Consider the following 19,389-nt stretch of genomic DNA (forward strand, 5'->3'; position numbering starts at 1 on the left):
TTATACAGCTAGCGGCAGGTTTCGACCTGTCGCTTTTTTAGTTATAATCATAGCAGGAAAGTAATTTTAGTAGCGGGAGGAATAGCAAAATGCGATCGCTCGTCAAAACCCAAACCAGTACCGAAACCAGACTCTCTTGGTGGGCTTACCTATTTGTCCTCGACGAATTCATTGCCGAAGCAGATGCTACGATCAACGGCCCAGCAGCCTTTGGCAACCCTGTTTTGAAGCTGTCCGAGCGCGACTGGGATTTTTTGTTAGACATGATGTTAGATCCGCCTCCCCCTAATGAAGCTCTGATAAAACTATTTCAAGACTATCGCAACTCAAACAAAGAATAAATTGTGGACTTTATTATTTGTCCGATAGATAGAATAGGACGCAGTACAAGCAGCCTCAAAAAAGACCCATTTAATTCTGGAAATCCAGAATTAAATAGGTACTTCAAACAGTACGCTCAGAAAAACGATCTAGATGGGATTGCCAAAACTTTTGTTGCTCTTTCGCCTGGAGGCACTCAGATAGTTGGCTATTATTCTTGCTGTGCAGGTGTACTTGAACGTCAAGACTTGCCAGCCGACCTCCGAGAAAGGCTGCCAAGATATCCTATTCCAGCTATACTAATTGCTAAGCTTGCAGTCGATCGCTCAATGCAGGGTAGAGGACTTGGCAAACAACTATTACTTCACGCCCTTGCTAGAGCAATAAATGTATCCGAAATAGTAGGAGTTGATGGTGTCAGAGTTGATGCCATAGACGAGAATGCAAAAGCATTTTACCAGAAGTTTGGTTTTTTAGAATGCCAGGAAACTGCCTTTTCACTTTTTATGCTAATGAACACAATCAAACAGGCAGCAACTGTGAACCCATCAAATCCAACAGCTACTTAACATGACTCTAATTTATAATTTTTACTTTTATTTTGCAGCCAAAAGATCGATCGCCCCTACCAACCAAACAAAATTTATACACATAAGACGGCAAATACAACACAACGTATACGGTTTGCCACAATACCCGAATCGATCGAACCCCGTACATTAGGAAGAGTAAAGAAAAGCAGTCAACAACTGTAGCGGTGCAAACCTCATGAATGCAACCGTCCCCCAAAAGGTTCGGTAAACACGCCTTCATCGCCTGGTCTAACCGCCCGCAGTATAGAGATAAGCACCTATCTAAGACTGTATTAAAGCAGGACTCACTATCCGTACACCCCCCACAGGTGAAATCGCAGTCCTGAATAACCAGACTATCACACAGATAGAAAACCAAAATTTTGTAGAGATTGGAGCCGGAACACCCCTATGGGAAAAGTAGTTGGAATTGACTTAGGTACGACAAACTCCTGCGTCGCAGTTATGGAAGGCGGCAAACCCACCGTCATAGCCAACGCCGAAGGGGGTCGCACCACACCTTCCGTAGTAGCATATGCTAAAAATGGCGATCAACTTGTCGGACAAATCGCCAAGCGTCAAGCCGTGATGAACGCCGAAAACACCTTTTACTCAGTAAAACGGTTTATCGGGCGTCGGGTTGATGAAGTAACCCACGAAACCACTGAAGTTTCCTACAAAGTCCTCAAAGTCGGCAACAGCCTCAAACTAGACTGTCCCGCCCGCGGCAAGCAATTTGCCCCAGAAGAAATTTCTGCACAAGTTCTCCGCAAACTCGTAGAAGACGCCAGCAAATACCTCGGCGAAACTGTTACCCAAGCGGTAATTACTGTTCCCGCTTACTTCAACGACTCCCAGCGCCAAGCAACTAAAGACGCGGGAAAAATTGCCGGCATTGAAGTGCTGCGGATTATTAACGAACCTACAGCAGCAGCTTTAGCCTACGGATTAGATAAAAAGAGCAACGAAACCATTCTGGTATTTGACTTAGGTGGCGGTACTTTCGACGTATCTATTCTCGAAGTAGGCGACGGCGTGTTTGAAGTGTTAGCAACTTCTGGAGACACTCACCTCGGCGGTGACGATTTCGATAAAAAAATTGTTGATTTCATCGCTAATGAATTCCAAAGAGCCGAAGGCATTGACCTCCGCAAAGACAAACAAGCACTGCAACGCCTGACGGAAGCAGCAGAAAAAGCCAAGATTGAGCTTTCGAGCGTTACCCAAGCAGAAATCAACCTGCCGTTTATCACCGCGACTCAAGACGGGCCAAAACACTTGGACACGACTTTGACGCGGGGCAAGTTTGAAGAACTGTGCTCGGATTTGATCGATCGCTCTCGCATCCCCGTAGAAAACGCGATCCGCGACGCCAAATTAGACAAATCTGCAATTAATGAAGTCGTCTTAGTTGGTGGTTCTACACGCATTCCTGCGGTGCAAGAACTGGTCAAAAAAATCCTCGGCAAAGACCCCAACCAAACCGTAAACCCGGATGAAGTGGTCGCAGTCGGTGCAGCAATTCAAGCTGGCGTACTCTCTGGCGAAGTCAAAGATATCTTGTTGCTCGACGTTACCCCGCTGTCTCTGGGCGTAGAAACCTTGGGCGGCGTGATGACCAAAATCATTCCCCGCAACACCACTATTCCTACTAAGAAGTCGGAAACTTTCTCGACTGCGGTAGACGGCCAAACAAACGTGGAAATTCACGTTTTGCAAGGCGAACGGGAAATGGCGAATGATAACAAGGATTTGGGAACCTTCCGCTTAGATGGAGTTCCACCAGCCCCCCGTGGCGTACCTCAAATTGAAGTTACTTTCGATATCGATGCTAACGGTATTTTGAATGTAGCTGCGAAAGATAAAGGTACTGGCAAGGAGCAATCTATTAGCATTACTGGTGCTTCTACTTTGCCCAGCAATGAAGTCGATCGCATGGTGAAGGAAGCCGAATCGAATGCTTCTGCTGACAAGGAACGTCGCGAAAAGATCGATCGCAAAAACCAAGCTGATTCTTTAGCCTATCAAATTGAGAAGCAGTTGGCGGAACTGGGTGATAAGGTTCCTGCTGATGAAAAGACTAAGGTTGAAGGGCTGATCAAAGACTTGCGGGATGCGATTAATAGTGAAGATGACGATCGCATCAAAACCTTGACAACAGAGTTGCAGCAAGCATTCTACGCTATCAGCAGCAACCTGTACCAGCAAGCAGGCGGCCCAACTGACGGCCCTGGTGGCCCTGGTGGCCCTGGTGGCTATGGAGACGGCGGCCCCACTGGCGGCGGCGACGACGTGATTGATGCCGACTTCACTGAAGGCAACAAATAGCAGGCAATAGTAAGGTGCGTCGCCTTCAGAGTCAATCTGCAAGTTCCATTTCTCATCGGGTAGCGACGCACCCTACAAATTAGCTAGAAACAAGAAACCCGGTTTTGAACAAAAACCGGGTTTCTCTGTATGATGAAAGATGATTCGGCGATTGAAGTCGCTTCTTGTCAAACGAAGTCCACTCCACGCGGACTAAGAAGTAAAGTCAGGAGTAATCTAAAATGTCACGTTCTCCTATACAAAATTCCTCTGCAAATACTCCCAATAAATCTCATGTTGCATCCTTGCGCCGTCTCCGCCGCATCAGCCATTTACTAGACAATGCAATTCCGATTCCCGGCACAAAATACCGCATAGGACTCGATCCGATATTGGGACTTATACCGGGCGGTGGCGATTTAATCAGTTCAATTTTTGCAGGCTATGTTGTCTTCAAGTCCGCTCAAATGGGAGTGCCACAAGAGACTTTAGTCAAAATGGCCACTAACATCGTATTTGATACAGTTGCCGGCACTGTACCGGTTGCTGGAGACTTGCTTGATGTTGCTTGGAAAGCTAATGTCAAAAATATAGAATTGCTAGATGCTCATTTAGGTTCCCCTGAACAAGGCAAAAAAGCCAATTGGTTATTTGTTGCGGCTTTGCTGTTGGGTTTGATGTTAATTGTCGGAGGCGTGATTTTCTTGAGTGTGATGCTTTTTGGCTGGCTATTTCAAGTAATTACAGGGCGTTGAGTTGGGGTTGTAGGATAAAGATAAATCACTCTAGCTGTGTCAGGTTAAGAGCATCTAATCTGGGATAAGTTGTACTTAAAAAATTATGTTTGAGGATGATTACTGGCAGGTAACAACATCTGGATTTAAGTAGCCGTAGGGTGGGTCGCCATTCTTTAATCCCTCAAGAAAGATTGACAATCTCACATATCCACACCTTACAAACAGGGATCGTGGAGACAAACCCAACGCTTCTTTTGTAGAAAGACTTGAGAGAAATTATATGAGTATCAGCTCCGAAAAAACAGCTAGGCGCTGCGATCAATCCTCAAGAAATACTAAAATGTGTCAGGGTTTTAAAATTCAATTAATTCATGCCAAGAAAAGTTCTGGTACTCTTACCAAGAAGAGATAGAAATCATATCAATTCCGGTTGCACCGGAATGATATAGAGGACACGGCAATGCCGTGTCCCTACCGAAAATAATATTGTAGGGACACGGCACTGCCGTGTCCTAATTTTGGCTAATAATTCCGATGCTACCGGAAACGATATCAAACTGTTGAGCAGAGTTTATTAAAGCATTTCGGAGAGATCAAAGACCAGACAGCATTTCACTTTTGACTCAAGTCAGATCCTGCCGTTTCTCTGACCGAAATCGAGGTAAATTAGCACTCTTTTTATATCTCAAATGGGTTTTATAATATAAAGTAAAGCGATCGCCCTTTCCCGATCCTAAAAATATATATCTTAAGGATATTGACAAAAACTATTAAATGTGTCCTTGACTCTTAATTTTCTTTAAAACTAGCTATTGACCAGATCGCCCTTGATTCCGATATAGTGATATAATCCAGACTATAATATCAAATTGATATAAATGCTTGAATTATCAGCCCTTGGACTGCTACAGTTGCAACCCCTGCACGGCTATCGGCTAAAGCAACAACTGGAGCTGTTTATGAGCAGTTGCATCAGCGTCAACTACGGAGCGATTTACCCGCTGCTGAAGCGCTTGGAAGAGCGAGGGGAGATTTCGGTAATAGCCGAAGAAGCCGGAGATGCGGGCTGTCCGCGCAAAATCTACGGAATTACCGCCCAAGGGCGCGAACTCTGGCGGCAAAAAATGCTCGAACACCCTCAAGAAAGCTGGGTTAACAGTGGTTCCCGGTTCCAAATCAAGTTTTTCTTTTTTGGCGACTTAGAACCCGCAGAACGGATGAAATTGTTGGAACACCGCTTGCGAGCCTGTTACACCAGGCAAGACTACATCGAAAGCCTCAAGAGCGAATATCCACTAACCGACGACTATCAATTCGCCTCTCGCGATCGCTGCAAGTCAGTGCTGGCGTCAGAGATAGAGTGGTTAACCGAGCAACTAGCCAAGGAAAAAAGCGCGATCGCTGGAGTGCGTGACTCCCCAACCTTCGCTGAATCCGCCGACTCCAACGGAAAATCATTCCAACTCACCCACTCAGGTGAGTCATAAGAAGGATGTCTAATCATTCCTGCCATCGTAACTTTTGAGAGATAACAAGAAGCTTTCCTAAAAAGAATCACTCCCTGGCTTTGCTAACTGCGATCGAACTAAAGCCCTGCACATCCCCCAACCCCATTAAAAAGAGACTTTCCCGATTCCATCCTGTTTAAAATCGCTTGTCCTTATTCCCCCATGTTTGAGGGGAACGCCGGAAAATCAAAGATTTCGCCCAAGTCTCAGTCAGAAGTTAAAAAAAATCTAAGTGGTGCTGCCAATGAGTTATTCTAAATCCCCAGAATCCGTCGTTGAAGCTGAAGAGCAAAAACCTCCCACACCGGAACTGCACCCAACCGATGCCGACAGCGATCGACCGGATGATTTTCCGCCTATTGCTGATCGCCCCGAACCGATTGCTAAACCACGATCGCGCTGGCCCCTAATTGCCGCGATCGCGATCGTCACAGGCGCAGCAGGTTTCGGCTGGTACTCGTGGCAATCGGGTCATAATCGCGCACAACAACCAGCAGCAGCAGCCCAACCCAAAAGCATACCAGTCAAGCTCGCAGCCGTAGAAAGCAGCTCAGTCCAAGAAGCCTCCGAATTTGTCAGCAGCTTAGAGGCCAAGCGCTCAGTAGAAATCAAACCCGAAGCAGAAGGGCTCGTCACGGAAATTTTTGTCAAATCCGGGGACTTCATAAATAAAGGGCAAGCCATCGCCCGCATGAAAAGCGACAGCGCCCAAGCTGACTTGAGGCAATCCCAAGCCAACCTGATCCGCGCTCAATCCCACTTAGCCGAATTGCAAGCAGGAGCCAGGCCCGAAGAAATTGCCCAAGCTCAAGCCCAAGTCGCCCAAGCGCAAGCCAACCTAGCCCAACTGCGATCGGGCAGTCGGCCCGAAGAAATTGGCCAAGCCCAAGCCCGCGTTAGCCAAGCTGAAGCCGACCTCGCCGATGCCCAAACAGGTAGCCTCTTAGAAGACATTGCCCAAGCAAGAGCTCAAATAGAAGCAAGCACAGCCGAAGCAAAATTAGCTACCCAGCAACTTGCCAGATATCAGGCATTGGCAAAAGAAGGTGCAGAATCCGCGAACACCCTCGAACAATACACCCAAAAAGAAGGCAGCGCCAAAGCCAACCTCCGAGAAGCTCAAAGGCGGTTCCAGCAGCGGCAAAAGAACAGACAAGCCGAGATCGATCGCCGGACAGCAGCCTTGCAACAGCAGCGACAAGCTTTGCGGCAATTGCAAAACGGTTCGCGCCCAGAGGAAATAGCCAAAGCCGAAGCAGAAGTCGCACAAGCCAAGAGCAGATTAGCGCAGTTAGCCAACGGTACGCGCCAAGAACAGGTCGATCAAGCTGAAGCGCAAGTTGCCGAGGCCGCCGCTCAAGTGCGTGGCTTTGAAGTACAACTACAAGAAACTGCTGTCACCGCGCCCTTCGCAGGAGTCATCGGCGACATACCAGTGAAAGTAGGTGATTACTTGCAAAAAGGCAACGCCATTGCCACCCTGACAGAGAACCAATTGCTAGACTTGCGGTTATCAATTCCTTTGGAACGGCAGCCTCAATTACGCTTAGGGCTGCCAGTACAAATGCTCGACGCTCAAGGTAAGGCGATCGCCCAAGGTCAAATCAGTTTTATCTCCCCAAACGTCAGCGCCAATTCCCAAACAATTTTAGCTAAAGCCACCTTTCCCAACCCCACCGGCGAACTGCTTAATCTCCAGTTTGTCAAAGCTAAAGTCATCTGGAAACAGAACCCCGGAATTTTAGTTCCAGTCACAGCAGTTACTCGCTTAGGTGGGGAAACTTTTGTCTTCACAGCTCAAAAGCCGGAACAGCAAAAACCTGGAACACCACCTTTAATAGCGCGGCAAAAGCCCGTGAAATTGGGAACCATTGAAGGTAATAATTATCAAGTTATCCAAGGTTTGAAAGCCGGGGAAAAAATTGTTACCGCAGGCATCCTTAACCTGACAGACGGCGCTCCGATTATGGCTCAAGAGGAAGGAGAACGATAGAAAAGATTTTGTAGGGGCGGGTTCACCTAGATATAAGACACCCAACCCAGATATCTCAAAACCCGCCCCCACCCCACGAATCGATTCAAAATTGCCCCAACCATCGAAAGCGGTAGCTATAGTTGTTAATTGTTAGTTGTTTATTTATGTCATTACGAGCCAAGCGAAGCGCAGTTGCGAGGGTACGAAGCAATCCCGAAGCGATCGCCAAGGTGAAAAATTGCTTGAATCTTGCTAAAAACCGGGGCGGGTTTTATAGATAAATCGCTTGTATTATATATCTTGGCGAACCCGCCCCTACAAAAATTGTTAATCGTTCGACAACAACTCACAACTAACAACTAACAACTAACAACTACCCATTACCCAAACAATGTTTGCAGATTTCTTTATTAAACGACCAGTCTTTGCTAGCGTCTGCGCCTTAATTATTATCTTAGTAGGCGCAATTAGCATTCCCACATTGCCGATCGAGCGCTTCCCCGACATCAGCCCCACCCAAATCAACGTCACCGCCAACTATAGCGGTGCCAATGCTGAAGTTGTCGAAAATGCGGTAACAAACATCCTAGAAAGGCAAATCAACGGCATTGAAGGACTGAAATATCTAACTTCCAGTAGCACTAACAGTGGAACTAGCACCATTACAGCCACCTTTGATACTTCCCGCGACAAAGATATTGCCGCCGTCGATGTACAAAATCGAGTTGCAGTCGCTCAACCACAACTCCCAGATGCCGTACAACGCACAGGAGTTACAGTTACCAAACAATCTAACAGCCTACTGCTGGCTATAGGATTATTTACCGAAAATAAAGAATACGACACCATATTTTTAAGCAACTACGCCGACCTCTATTTAGCAGATACTTTAAAGAGAGTAAAAGGGGTGGGCGACGTGCGAATTTTTGGGGAAAGACGCTATGCTATGCGCCTGTGGATCGACCCCAATAAATTAGCGGCTCGTAAGCTAACAATGCAAGATGTAACAAGAGCAATTAATGAACAAAACTTGCAAGTTGGTGTAGGAAGAATTGGTCAAGAACCCGCCCCAGAAGGGCAAATGTATCAGATTGATTTGAGTGCAGAAAGCCGTCTCAAAAGCCCCACAGAATTTGAAGACATAGTTATTAAAAGCGAAACAAATGGAACTTTAGTTAAGTTAAAAGATGTCGGTAGAGCCGAATTAGGAGCAGAAAATTATAACTCTTTCCTCCGATTTAGAGGGAATGACGCGGTGGGTTTAGGAATTTACCAATTGCCAGGAAGTAATGCTCTAAATGTTGCCCAGGCCGTCAAAGTAGAAATGGAAAAATTAGCTAAAAACTTCCCTCCGGGGGTGATACATAGAACGGCACTAGATACGACTCAATTTGTCCAAGAGTCAATGGCAGAAGTAGTCAAAACTCTGTTTGAAGCAGTCTTGCTAGTGGTGATAGTTATTTTTGTTTTCCTGCAAGATTGGCGCACTACGATTATTCCCACCATCACAATTCCCATTTCCTTGATTGGGACATTTGCCTTTATCAAAGCTTTCGGATTTACGATTAACAGTTTGTCTCTATTTGGTCTTACCTTAGCAACAGGTTTAGTGGTTGATGACGCTATCATCGTAGTCGAAAATATTGACCGTCTAGTCCGCCAAGGTATGAATGCCCGCCAAGCAGCTTCTGAGTCAATGCGGGAACTTTTTAGTGCTGTAATTGCCACTTCCTTAGTATTGATGGCCGTGTTCGTACCAGTGGCATTTTTCCCTGGGACAACGGGAGCACTCTATAAACAATTTGCCTTAACAATTGCTTTTTCCGTGCTGCTTTCTACCTTTATGGCGGTTACTCTTACTCCCTCACTTGCGGCGATATTACTGCGCCCAGGTAAGAAGTTTGGCGGCCCGTTGGGTTGGGTGTTTAACCGGATTAATATTTTTCTGGATTGGATGCAAAAGAAATATAGAGAGTCCTTAATATTCTTAACACGATTTAAAACCCTTGTTACCCTGTTGTTTATCGCTTCTCTGGGATTCACCGCTTGGCTTTATTTAGCAGTACCAACAGCATTTATCCCAGAGGAAGACCAGGGCTATTTTCTGACAATTATTCAAGGGCCTCAAGGCGTTTCGCTGCAATACACCCAGCAGGTGATGGACGGAGTTGAACAAGAAATCCTCAAAGTTCCTGAAGTTGTGGGGACTTTTTCTGTAGGTGGCTTTGGTTTTAGTGGTAATAGTTCCAATCAGGGGATTATATTTACTACCCTTAAACCCTGGAAAGAAAGGGAAGGTGAAGATCAAACCGTACAAGCGATTATTGGTAAATTGCGGGGTAAGTTTTTCGCGATTCCAGAAGCTAGAATTTTCCCTGTGAATCCGCCGGCTATTCAAGGTTTAGGTCAATTTGGAGGCTTCCAATTTCAATTGCAAGACCGCAAAGGTAACAGCGGTTTAGATTCTCTAGTTCAGGCGATGGGTGGGATTTTAAAGCAGGCTAATCAGACCCCTGGCTTGCAGGCGGTATTTAGTACGTTTGCTGCGAATACGCCTCAGTTACTTGTGGAAGTTGACCGCAATCGAGCTAAGGCTCTAGATATTCCCATTAATGATGTTTTCAGTACGTTACAAACGGCTCTGGGCTCTCAGTATGTGAATGATTTTAATCTGCAGCAGCGCAATTATCGGGTGTATGTTCAGGCGGATAAACAGTTTCGTGATAACCCTGAAGATATTAGTAAATTGTATGTCCGCTCTGGAAAGAATGAAATGATTTCTTTGAGCAATTTGGTGAAGATAACTCCGGTGGTGGGAGCGCAAAGTGTTAACCACTACAATTTATATAGGTCAATTGAAATTAGTGGCTCTCCGGCTCCGGGAGCGAGTTCTGGACAAGCGTTAAAATCGATGGAAAAGGTGTCGGCTGAAGTTTTGCCGTCTGGTTTTGGGTATGAATGGTCGGGGAGTTCTTTAGAAGAAATTGAGTCGGGGGGTCAAGCACCAATAATTTTTGGTTTGGGGCTGATTTTTGTGTTTTTGGTTTTGGCTGCTCAGTACGAAAATTATGTCGATCCTTTCATTATTTTGCTATCGGTACCTCTAGCGATTTTAGGTGCACTTTTAGCTCAGTCGTTGCGGGGTTTGGCGAATGATGTTTATTGCCAGATTGGTTTGGTGATGTTAATTGGATTGGCTAGTAAAAACGCGATTTTAATTGTGGAATTTGCTAACCAGTTGCGGGAACGGGGGTATTCAATTGCTAAGGCAGCAGTCGAGGCTTCTCAAGAGCGTTTACGGCCGATTTTGATGACTTCTTTATCATTTGTTTTGGGGATTGCTCCCCTAATTAACCCGGAAGGTGCCGGGGCGGCAAGTCGTAGATCGCTAGGGAATGCGATCGCGGGGGGGATGGTTGTTTCTACTTTCTTGAGTTTGTTTATGGTGCCGGTTCTGTATGTGGTGGTTGTCTCGGCTCGCGATCGCTTTAAGAAGCGCGATCGATTAGACAATCTGCCCGATGATGGTACAACTTTGAACGGCAAAACAATTCCAGGCGAGGAGGTTGAGCGCGATAAAGTATCGCCCTTTTAGTTGGTAATTAGTTCCTTTAACTATCCGGTTAGTGGCTCTTTCTTCAAAATACCCCACTATCTGTGTCACCGACTTTTTGAGTGTTGCGACGCTGTGCGGTCACTCGCGGAGAATATTTTTTGTGCAGGTAGCGATCGCCCGATCGCACCCCATCGTGCAATAATGATATGACTTGCACAAAAGCTCTATTAGTAGGTAAATTTTGCCTACCTTACCGCTACATATAGCGTCTCAACTGTCAACCCGTGCAAGTTACCAATTAAACCGGCTGTTGCACTACACAAATTTTTCCTAATGGCTGAAGTCCCCCTAAATCCCGCAGAACTTGCAGAAGCCCTCAACGGCTTTACCGATATCAATTTCCAATTGCCAGACCCCGAAGACGAACAAATACCAGAGTTTGATTTTGAAAATCAGGTTGACAATGCCTGGAAAGTGTGCGATCGCTTCGACTTGCAAACCGACATTTGGCGGGGACGCATTCTCCGAACAGTCCGAGACAGAGAAAAAAAAGGCGGCGAAGGACGCGGCACAGGCTTTTTGAACTGGCTAAAAGAACGAGAAATTGGCAAAAGTCAAGCCTATTCTTTGATAGAATTAGCTAATAGTGCCGATACTCTGATCCAGCAAGGAGATTTAGACCCAAATTCCATTAGAAACTTCAGCAAAAGAGCCTTTGTAGAAACCGCCAAAGCATCTCCCGAAGTGCAGCAAATGGTAACAGATGCCGCAGCAAGTGGCGATCGCATCACCCGCCGCGAAGTCAAACAACTATCCGACGAATGGATGGCAATGAACTCAGATTTATTGCCCGAAGAAGTCAAAGAAAAAGCATCTACCGGTTCTCTACCTTCCCGCTACCTCGCTCCTTTAGTCAAAGAAATGGAGAAACTCTCCCCATCTCACCAAAGCGAAATTCAAAAAGAAGTAGCAGAAAATCCCGACGTAGATACTGTCAAACAGCTAACTTCCGACGCCAAGAACTTATCAAAATATCTCGACGCCGCCGCCCAAGTGCAAGCTCTCAATCAGTCTCACTTAGACATGGAAATGGCATTAGAAGAATCTTTGCGAGTAGGCTGTTTGGGAACCACCGCCGACGTTGTAAAACAAGCCGCACAGCTAGAACAAACCGTAGTCAAACTCTACACTATTTGGAAACGCTTAGGCAGTTTGGCAGATAGATTGTACGTGGATACAGGAGCAAGCACACCGAATTTGCGGTTGCTTTTGGGATGCTTAGACAGTCTTTCGGGAGAAAAGATTGAAGTGGATTTTGGAGATGGAGAACGCTCTATTCGCTTGCAAATTTTCAGCGAATAGCTCAACCTTGACCGCAGATAAAAGCCAACCTCCAGGCTCCTTATCTGCGTCGATTCCGGTTCATCGGCGGTTAAATTTTTTGATTTTTTTCCAAAGATAGCGGGGATTCAAATAACGCCGATATTTGGTAACCACTTCTTTCCCCAACAGCACGACGCTAATCCAAAAACACACTTCGGCCACAACAGCTAGAACGACAGATAAAGTAGTTTTTTGGGTAATGTCCAGCGGCAGGAAGGGCCCAACCAAAAAGATTGCCAGCCACGGCAAAAAAGATATGACAAATAAAAACAAACCGAGCTTTTGCATAGATTCACATAATAATACAGCTTTGATATTCCCTTTATCTCTTAGTCCGCTGGGAGTGGATTTTGTTTGTATAGTAGCGATGTCAATCGCCGAGTGACTACAAATTCAGGCGTGGCTGATTCACGGTATGAATAAACTTTTCGCTTGATATTACAAAACTCACCATAGTGGGCTGATAGCAATTGGGAAATTTTGAATTCATACCTGTATTCAGCAACGCCCAAATTCACATCTTGTACCAATGTCAGCAACAGGCAAGATGTCTGTTCCACAAGAACATTTAGTATTTGTGGAACAGGCATCTTGCCTGTTCTTGAGAATGGTTCCACAAATGACTACAAACTTAATTGCCAAGCATCTCCAGCTCAATTCTTAATTCCCGTCGCCGCAATCCCCCGAATAAACTGCCGTTGACCGGCCAAAAACAGCAATACCACCGGCACTGTTCCAATTACCACCGCCGCCATCAACAACTGCCAACTGCTAGTAAACTGTTCCTGAAATTCCGCCAAAACCAACTGCACAGTCCGCAACTCCGGCCGCGTCGTAAACACCAGCGGCTTAAACAAATCATTCCACTCCCCGATAAACGTAAACAAAAACAGCGTCACCAAAGCAGGGCGGGCCAAAGGTAACATCACCTGCCACAAAACCTGCCAGCGGTTAGCCCCATCCAGCATTGCAGCCTCCTCCAACTCCACCGGAACAGTCATAAAATACTGGCGCAGCAAAAAAATCCCAAAACCGTTAGCCGCCGTAGGCAAAATCAGCGCCCCGTAAGTATTCAGCAGATGACCCCACTTCAAAACCAAAAAAATCGGAATCACCAAAAGCTGAAACGGAATTACCAGCGTCGCCAAAACCCCCAAAACTACGGCCTGTCGCCCCCGAAACTTCAGCCTGGCCAAAGCATAACCGGCCAAAGCAGAAGTCACAACCTGAAAACCCGTCACTGCGATCGCCACTACAGTAGAATTAAAGAATGCCAACAAAAAATTACCCCGTCGCCAAGCCTCTTGATAGTTCGCCAAAGTCAGGCCTGTGGCCTTGACACCAACACCAGATGGTGATAAAGAAACCAAAAATACAGCAGCCAGCGGCAGCAGCACCAGCGCAGCCCCCGCCAGCAACAAAATAAAACTCAGCAGTTCCAGCGCTTGAGACCTGTCAAAGGATTTACCCATAAATTTGTGAATTAACCTAAAATCATAAGCCTGTGAGGTTCTCTAACCCGATCGCCTCCCAGAGGATTCCCATACAACAACATAATATGTCGTAGAGGGAAAGAAGGAGTACCAAGCGAGAAAGTTGTGGTTAGGATATAATGTTACAGATAGAGTTGGTACTGTAAAACCCTTAAAGGTGGAGACATAGACCGTATTTCTATCATCTATTTCCGGGAAAAAGATCGACTAACGACTAATTCAAGTAATTAGTAAATAGATAGCATTCTAGCGATAGTCTTTCTGGAGTGTTCGACGGCAAAAGTCCGGCAAACACGCTGATGGCGCCAGTTTTTTCCCGGTAGTCAAAGAAAAGTTCTTTGTCGAAAGAATCCTCAGCTATAATCTCTGATTTAGATGGGGTGCGTTCAAAATAGGTAAAGTGCACGGTCACTGACCCCGAATTTTAAAGGGGTTTCCAAACATCCCAGAAGCTTATATGAGGAGACTACATATCTATGCCCCAGCTTGAGGCTAGCCCAACAATTGACTTTCAAACCGAAACTTACAAAGATGCTTACAGCCGCATCAACGCCATTGTGATTGAAGGCGAACAAGAAGCTCACGACAATTACCTGACACTGGCCGAACTGTTGGCTGATAAAAAAGCAGAGTTAATTGGCTTGTCCAAGATGGAAAACCGCCACATGAAGGGCTTCCAAGCTTGTGGCCGGAATCTTAAAGTCACGCCGGACATGGCATTTGCCAAGCAGTTCTTTTCGGAACTGCACAAAAACTTCCAGACGGCCGCGGCCCAAGGTCAGATTGTAACTTGCTTGCTGATTCAATCGCTAATTATCGAGTGTTTTGCGATCGCAGCTTACAACATCTACATCCCCGTCGCCGATGACTTTGCTCGCAAAATCACCGAAGGCGTTGTCAAAGAAGAATACAGCCACCTCAACTTTGGGGAAGTCTGGCTGCAAGCTCACTTTGAGGAATCCAAAGCCGAACTCGAAGCAGCCAACCGCCAAAACCTGCCCATCATCTGGAAGCTGCTAAATGCTGTCGCAGATGATGCCCGCGTCTTGGGAATGGAAAAAGACGCTTTAATCGAAGACTTTATGATTGCCTACGGCGAAGCCCTAGGCAACATAGGCTTTAACAACCGCGATATCATGCGGATGTCAGCACAAGGCCTCGCAGCCTAATTAATGTGGAAATAAAGAATGGGAAAAAAATTAAAAATTAAAAATTAAAAATGGGATAGCTCATTTTAAAATATAAATTTTTAATCTTCCCATCTTCCCTCTTCCATCTTTCATCTTCAATCTTCCTTCATTTGACAACTTAATGTTTGGTCTAATCGGTCACTTAACCAGCTTAGAACACGCCCAATCAGTAGCTAACGAGCTGGGCTATCCAGAATATGCCGATCAAGGTCTTGATTTTTGGTGCAGCGCACCGCCCCAAATAGTTGATCATATCACGGTAACAAGCATCACTGGACAAAAAATAGAAGGCCACTATGTGGAGTCCTGTTTTCTGCCAGAAATGCTCGCCACTCGCCGGATTAAAGCAGCCACTCGCAAAATCCTTAATGCGATGGCACACGCTCAAAAACACGGGATTAACATCACTGCTTTAGGTGGCTTTTCTTCGATCATTTTTGAGACTTTCAACTTGCAGCAAATTAAGCAAATTCGCAATCTCAAGTTGGAGTTCGAGCGCTTCACCACTGGTAACACTCACACGGCTTATATCCTCTGCCGCCAAGTAGAAGAAGCAGCCCCAAAATTGGGGATTGAGCTTTCAAAAGCCACTGTAGCCGTTTGCGGTGCTACTGGCGATATTGGCAGTGCTGTCTGTCGCTGGCTGAATGTTAAAACAAATGTAGCAGAATTGTTGCTCATTGCCCGCGACAAAGAACGATTGCAAGATTTGCAATCGGAATTGGGGCGAGGCAAAATTATGGACTTGGAAGAAGCCCTCCCCCAAGCGGATATTGTAGTGTGGGTAGCGAGTATGCCAAAGGGAGTAGAAATTGACCCCAAGACATTGAAGCAACCCTGTTTATTGATTGACGGTGGCTATCCGAAAAATTTGGCAACTCAGGTTCAGCATCCCGGAATTTACGTACTCAATGGCGGGATTGTGGAGCATTCCCTCGATATTGAGTGGAAAATTATGAAGATTGTCAATATGGATGTGCCGGGCCGACAGTTGTTTGCCTGTTTTGCTGAATCAATGCTGCTGGAATTTGAAAAATTGTATACCAATTTTTCTTGGGGACGGAATCAAATTACTGTAGAAAAGATGGAGCAAATCGGTCAGATTTCTGTCAAACACGGTTTCCGACCTTTATTAATGTCAGTTTGATGTTAAGAGTCAACAGTTAAATTTGAAATTTTAACTGTTGACTATTTTGTTGGGGCATCGGAATAATATTTTTCGGAGTGCAGCGCGAGCTTCCGGATCGCGCTATATGATAATTATGATGTGACCAAATTTGATATCCTACAAAATTTAAAACTCAAAGTTGGCAATTTTTCCGTCTTTTTTACTATCCCCAGACAGGGTAGGATCGGAAAATAGTCGATCGACTTTCACCTTAAAACCCTATAGAAATTATCAGCGTGGCAAACCCCGACCGCAAACCACTACTACTAGATTTTGAAAAGCCCCTGGCGGAACTAGAAACCCGAATTCACCAGATCCGCGAACTCGCCGAAGAAAACAGCGTCGATGTCACCGACGAAATTCGCAAACTCGAAGCTCGCTCGACACAACTGCGACAAGAGATTTTCAGCAGCTTATCCCCCATGCAGCGGCTGCAACTGGCCCGGCACCCGCGCCGCCCCAGCACCCTCGATTACATTCAGGCAATTAGCGACGAGTGGGTCGAGCTGCACGGCGATCGGCGCGGCGGAGACGACCCGGCCCTCGTCGGCGGAATTGCCCGCATAGACGGGCGCCCCACAGTCATCATCGGCCATCAAAAAGGGCGCGACACTAAAGACAATATCGCCCGCAACTTCGGCATGGCTGCTCCCGGTGGCTATCGCAAAGCCCTGCGGTTGATGGAACACGCCGATCGCTTCGGAATGCCAATTTTCACATTTATCGACACTCCCGGAGCTTGGGCGGGCTTAGAAGCAGAACAGCTCGGACAGGGAGAGGCGATCGCCTGTAACCTCCGAGAAATGTTTCGCCTCGACGTTCCCATTATTTGCACCGTCATCGGCGAAGGCGGTTCCGGCGGCGCCTTGGGTATCGGTGTCGGCGAGCGGCTGTTGATGCTGGAACATTCCGTCTACACCGTCGCCACTCCCGAAGCTTGCGCGGCCATTCTCTGGAAAGATTCTGGCAAAGCTAACTTGGCCGCAGAAGCCCTGAAAATCACTTCCTGGGATTTGAAAAACCTCGGCGTTCTCGATCAAATAGTACCAGAGCCGATCGGCGGCGCTCACTCGAATCCCCTCAAAGCCGCTTCCATGCTCAAACAAGCTTTGTTGGAAAACTTAGCAGAACTAACACAGCTTACGGCTCAGCAGCGACGCGAGCTTCGGTATCAAAAGTTTCGCCACATCGGCGTATTCACTGAAATTTCTGCTTGAGCCGATCGATTCAGAGTTATCAGTTAGGAGTTAAAACTCTCTTAACTTTAAACTGATAACTCACAGCTCATTATTCTGCGGTTCAGTCAGCAGTGTTATAATTTCTCAGGTGACACCGGCTTAACAGTTCTTAATGTTGATCTCATAATTAACTGTGATCACCCGCAGCAGACAGCTTTCTAATTTGCCGAAGAAGGCTGCAACGCTTGAGGGAGTAGCCGAGCGAAAGTATTAGGACACTGAATGAACCATCCAACAACAAAGCAGGCTCTGATAACCGGAGCCAGCAGCGGTATTGGCAAAGCGACGGCTCTAGCGTTCGCCGCCGAGGGCATAAATCTGGCCTTAGTTAGCCGAGAGTCGGAAAACTTAGAAGCCGTTGCCGCAGCAGCCCGAGAAGTCGGAGTGAAAGCAGAAGCTTATCCCTTAGACTTGGCAAAAATTGAGCAAGTGCAAAGCAGCATCAGCGCGATCGCAGCTCAATTGGGTTCCGTAGATATCCTGGTCAACAGCGCGGGTATGGGCTACACCGGCTCCTTGACGGAAACGTCCCTAGCCGACTGGCAGAGCGTTCTAGACCTCAATCTGACTAGCGTTTGGCAGTGCATTTTAGGAGTTTTGCCCTCCATGCGCGATCGCGGATCGGGAATCATCATCAACGTTTCCTCGATCGCTGGCAGCCAAACCTTCCCCAACTGGGGAGCCTACTGCGTCAGCAAATTCGGTCTCATGGCTTTGTCTAAAACCTTAGCCGCCGAAGAACGGGCTCACGGAATTCGCGTAACAGCAATCTGTCCGGGTTCTGTCAATACTCCCATGTGGGACACAGATACCGTGGACGCCGACTTCGATCGCACCGCCATGTTAACCCCAGAAATCGTCGCCCAATCAATTCTGCACGCAGTTCAGTTGCCAGCAAGTGCAGTAATTGAAGAAATCACCCTCATGTCCAACGCAGGAGTTTTGTGAACTTGAGATTTTAGACTGCTGGATTTTTCTCGAATTCAACAATCTTTGAATCTCTCGCTATATCCCCCTATCGAAAATCTCAAATCGATTCACCCTCACACCAACTTGTTATGACAATTGCATCTTCCACCGATTCCAATGGCTCGAACCCACTCTCGACTGACAGCATGAAACTGTTACAAACCGCAGAGAACAACTCCCCGCGCATCCCCACTCGACCCGATCGCAATTCCTCGCACGGTCAAGAATCCAGCGTGCCCAAACCCTCAGAAGTAGGCCAAGAAGAAATGATGGAGGCCGTTCGCACAATGCTGCTGGGAGTAGGAGAAGACCCCGAACGCGAAGGATTGCTCAAAACCCCAAAACGGGTAGCAGAAGCAATGCGGTTTCTCACCAGTGGTTACAGTCAATCCCTAGAAGAACTCCTCAACGGCGCTATCTTTGACGAAGGCCACAACGAAATGGTACTGGTACGAGACATCAGCGTATTCAGTATGTGCGAACACCATATGCTGCCGTTTATGGGTCGAGTTCACGTCGCTTACATTCCCAACCAAAAAGTAGTGGGATTGAGCAAATTAGCCCGAATTGCTGAGATGTACAGCCGCCGATTGCAGGTGCAAGAACGTTTGACACGCCAGATTGCCGAAGCAGTTCAGACAATATTGGAACCGCAGGGAGTAGCTGTAGTCATGGAAGCCAGCCATATGTGCATGACGATGCGAGGTGTGCAAAAACCCGGTTCTTGGACGGTTACGAGTGCCATGTTGGGCGTGTTTCAAGAAGAACAAAAAACTCGCGAAGAATTCCTGAATTTGATCCGCCACCAACCGGCATTCTTTTAATCATTAGTCATTAGTCATTAGTCATTAGTCATTAGTCATTAGTCAATCACTTTTTGGGTGGTGGCTAGCAATTAAGCAATTTGGTCACTAGCCCCCAGATTCATCCGCAGTCGCAATCTAAAATCTAAAATCTAAAATCTAAAATCTA

Annotated in this window: 17 protein-coding genes; 13 read left to right on the plus strand and 4 right to left on the minus strand. The window is 46.6% G+C overall.

The genetic code is table 11. The features are described from left to right. Positions 1-89: 89 nt before the first annotated feature. The 7 genes from QUA70_RS03470 to QUA70_RS03500 all read left to right on the plus strand — a co-directional run bounded on the left by QUA70_RS03470 (position 90) and on the right by QUA70_RS03500 (position 11,015). On the plus strand, positions 90-341 hold the full coding sequence (locus tag QUA70_RS03470; RefSeq protein ID WP_333345020.1) for a type II toxin -antitoxin system TacA 1-like antitoxin: 252 nt from the start codon (positions 90-92) through the stop codon (positions 339-341). A gap of 3 nt (positions 342-344) precedes the next feature. Continuing rightward, the gene (locus QUA70_RS03475) at positions 345-890 is read left to right on the plus strand and encodes a GNAT family N-acetyltransferase (protein ID WP_333345022.1); all 546 of its coding nucleotides are present in this window, start codon (positions 345-347) and stop codon (positions 888-890) included. 414 nt (positions 891-1,304) lie between these two features. Next, positions 1,305-3,221, plus strand: a complete 1,917-nt coding sequence (gene dnaK, locus QUA70_RS03480) for a molecular chaperone DnaK (RefSeq protein ID WP_333345024.1) — start codon at positions 1,305-1,307, stop codon at positions 3,219-3,221. Positions 3,222-3,442: 221 nt separating this feature from the next. Then, positions 3,443-3,955, plus strand: a complete 513-nt coding sequence (locus QUA70_RS03485; RefSeq protein ID WP_333345026.1) for a DUF4112 domain-containing protein — start codon at positions 3,443-3,445, stop codon at positions 3,953-3,955. A gap of 860 nt (positions 3,956-4,815) precedes the next feature. Beyond that, positions 4,816-5,424, plus strand: a complete 609-nt coding sequence (locus QUA70_RS03490) for a PadR family transcriptional regulator (protein WP_333345028.1) — start codon at positions 4,816-4,818, stop codon at positions 5,422-5,424. Between the two features lie 265 nt (positions 5,425-5,689). Next, a complete protein-coding gene (locus tag QUA70_RS03495) occupies positions 5,690-7,438 on the plus strand; it encodes an efflux RND transporter periplasmic adaptor subunit (RefSeq protein WP_333345030.1) in 1,749 nt (582 codons plus the stop codon). Between the two features lie 373 nt (positions 7,439-7,811). Then, positions 7,812-11,015 (plus strand): efflux RND transporter permease subunit, encoded by a 3,204-nt coding sequence (locus QUA70_RS03500; protein ID WP_333345031.1) that lies wholly within the window; start codon positions 7,812-7,814, stop codon positions 11,013-11,015. Between the two features lie 43 nt (positions 11,016-11,058). Here the strand turns inward: QUA70_RS03500 and QUA70_RS03505 are convergent, their stop codons facing one another. Continuing rightward, the gene (locus tag QUA70_RS03505; RefSeq protein ID WP_333324580.1) at positions 11,059-11,193 is read right to left on the minus strand and encodes a hypothetical protein; all 135 of its coding nucleotides are present in this window, start codon (positions 11,191-11,193) and stop codon (positions 11,059-11,061) included. A 116-nt stretch (positions 11,194-11,309) separates the two neighbouring features. On the opposite strand from QUA70_RS03505, the gene QUA70_RS03510 reads away from it, so the two are divergent. Continuing rightward, positions 11,310-12,338, plus strand: coding sequence for a hypothetical protein (locus QUA70_RS03510; RefSeq protein WP_333129130.1), 1,029 nt, complete (start codon positions 11,310-11,312; stop codon positions 12,336-12,338). 60 nt (positions 12,339-12,398) lie between these two features. On the opposite strand, the gene QUA70_RS03515 is transcribed toward QUA70_RS03510, so the two are convergent. From QUA70_RS03515 to QUA70_RS03525, 3 genes are all read right to left on the minus strand, one after another. Then, on the minus strand, positions 12,399-12,647 hold the full coding sequence (locus QUA70_RS03515; RefSeq protein ID WP_333345033.1) for a transporter suffix domain-containing protein: 249 nt from the start codon (positions 12,645-12,647) through the stop codon (positions 12,399-12,401). Positions 12,648-13,012: 365 nt separating this feature from the next. After that, positions 13,013-13,831: a carbohydrate ABC transporter permease gene (locus QUA70_RS03520; protein WP_333324584.1), complete on the minus strand. Its 819-nt coding sequence runs from the start codon at positions 13,829-13,831 to the stop codon at positions 13,013-13,015. 235 nt (positions 13,832-14,066) lie between these two features. After that, a complete protein-coding gene (locus tag QUA70_RS03525; RefSeq protein WP_333410309.1) occupies positions 14,067-14,264 on the minus strand; it encodes a hypothetical protein in 198 nt (65 codons plus the stop codon). A gap of 64 nt (positions 14,265-14,328) precedes the next feature. Here QUA70_RS03525 and QUA70_RS03530 point away from each other — a divergent pair, with 64 nt between their 5' ends. From QUA70_RS03530 to folE, 5 genes are all read left to right on the plus strand, one after another. Further along, the gene (locus tag QUA70_RS03530) at positions 14,329-15,021 is read left to right on the plus strand and encodes an aldehyde oxygenase (deformylating) (RefSeq protein ID WP_333045307.1); all 693 of its coding nucleotides are present in this window, start codon (positions 14,329-14,331) and stop codon (positions 15,019-15,021) included. A 142-nt stretch (positions 15,022-15,163) separates the two neighbouring features. After that, positions 15,164-16,189: a long-chain acyl-[acyl-carrier-protein] reductase gene (locus tag QUA70_RS03535; RefSeq protein ID WP_333324588.1), complete on the plus strand. Its 1,026-nt coding sequence runs from the start codon at positions 15,164-15,166 to the stop codon at positions 16,187-16,189. A gap of 257 nt (positions 16,190-16,446) precedes the next feature. Then, positions 16,447-17,427 carry an acetyl-CoA carboxylase carboxyl transferase subunit alpha gene (gene accA / locus QUA70_RS03540; protein WP_333345035.1) on the plus strand — a complete coding sequence of 327 codons (981 nt, stop codon included), beginning with the start codon at positions 16,447-16,449 and terminating at the stop codon, positions 17,425-17,427. A gap of 243 nt (positions 17,428-17,670) precedes the next feature. After that, entirely contained in the window at positions 17,671-18,396 is a 726-nt protein-coding gene (locus QUA70_RS03545) for an SDR family oxidoreductase (protein ID WP_333345037.1), read from the plus strand. A 110-nt stretch (positions 18,397-18,506) separates the two neighbouring features. Beyond that, positions 18,507-19,241: a GTP cyclohydrolase I FolE gene (gene folE, locus QUA70_RS03550; protein ID WP_333324594.1), complete on the plus strand. Its 735-nt coding sequence runs from the start codon at positions 18,507-18,509 to the stop codon at positions 19,239-19,241. Positions 19,242-19,389 lie beyond the last annotated feature (148 nt).

This window comes from Microcoleus sp. LAD1_D5 (genome assembly GCF_036702115.1).
GTDB lineage: Bacteria > Cyanobacteriota > Cyanobacteriia > Cyanobacteriales > Microcoleaceae > Microcoleus.

What these genes read in the sequence shown, in the direction of transcription:
- QUA70_RS03485 (WP_333345026.1), top strand. Translation starts at nt 3,443, where the DNA reads ATGTCACGTTCTCCTATACAAAATTCCTCTGCAAATACTCCCAATAAA.
- dnaK (WP_333345024.1), top strand. Translation starts at nt 1,305, where the DNA reads ATGGGAAAAGTAGTTGGAATTGACTTAGGTACGACAAACTCCTGCGTC.
- QUA70_RS03530 (WP_333045307.1), top strand. Translation starts at nt 14,329, where the DNA reads ATGCCCCAGCTTGAGGCTAGCCCAACAATTGACTTTCAAACCGAAACT.
- QUA70_RS03515 (WP_333345033.1), bottom strand. Translation starts at nt 12,647, where the DNA reads ATGCAAAAGCTCGGTTTGTTTTTATTTGTCATATCTTTTTTGCCGTGG.
- QUA70_RS03510 (WP_333129130.1), top strand. Translation starts at nt 11,310, where the DNA reads ATGGCTGAAGTCCCCCTAAATCCCGCAGAACTTGCAGAAGCCCTCAAC.
- QUA70_RS03520 (WP_333324584.1), bottom strand. Translation starts at nt 13,831, where the DNA reads ATGGGTAAATCCTTTGACAGGTCTCAAGCGCTGGAACTGCTGAGTTTT.
- QUA70_RS03535 (WP_333324588.1), top strand. Translation starts at nt 15,164, where the DNA reads ATGTTTGGTCTAATCGGTCACTTAACCAGCTTAGAACACGCCCAATCA.
- QUA70_RS03545 (WP_333345037.1), top strand. Translation starts at nt 17,671, where the DNA reads ATGAACCATCCAACAACAAAGCAGGCTCTGATAACCGGAGCCAGCAGC.
- QUA70_RS03500 (WP_333345031.1), top strand. Translation starts at nt 7,812, where the DNA reads ATGTTTGCAGATTTCTTTATTAAACGACCAGTCTTTGCTAGCGTCTGC.
- QUA70_RS03495 (WP_333345030.1), top strand. Translation starts at nt 5,690, where the DNA reads ATGAGTTATTCTAAATCCCCAGAATCCGTCGTTGAAGCTGAAGAGCAA.
- QUA70_RS03490 (WP_333345028.1), top strand. Translation starts at nt 4,816, where the DNA reads ATGCTTGAATTATCAGCCCTTGGACTGCTACAGTTGCAACCCCTGCAC.
- folE (WP_333324594.1), top strand. Translation starts at nt 18,507, where the DNA reads ATGACAATTGCATCTTCCACCGATTCCAATGGCTCGAACCCACTCTCG.
- QUA70_RS03470 (WP_333345020.1), top strand. Translation starts at nt 90, where the DNA reads ATGCGATCGCTCGTCAAAACCCAAACCAGTACCGAAACCAGACTCTCT.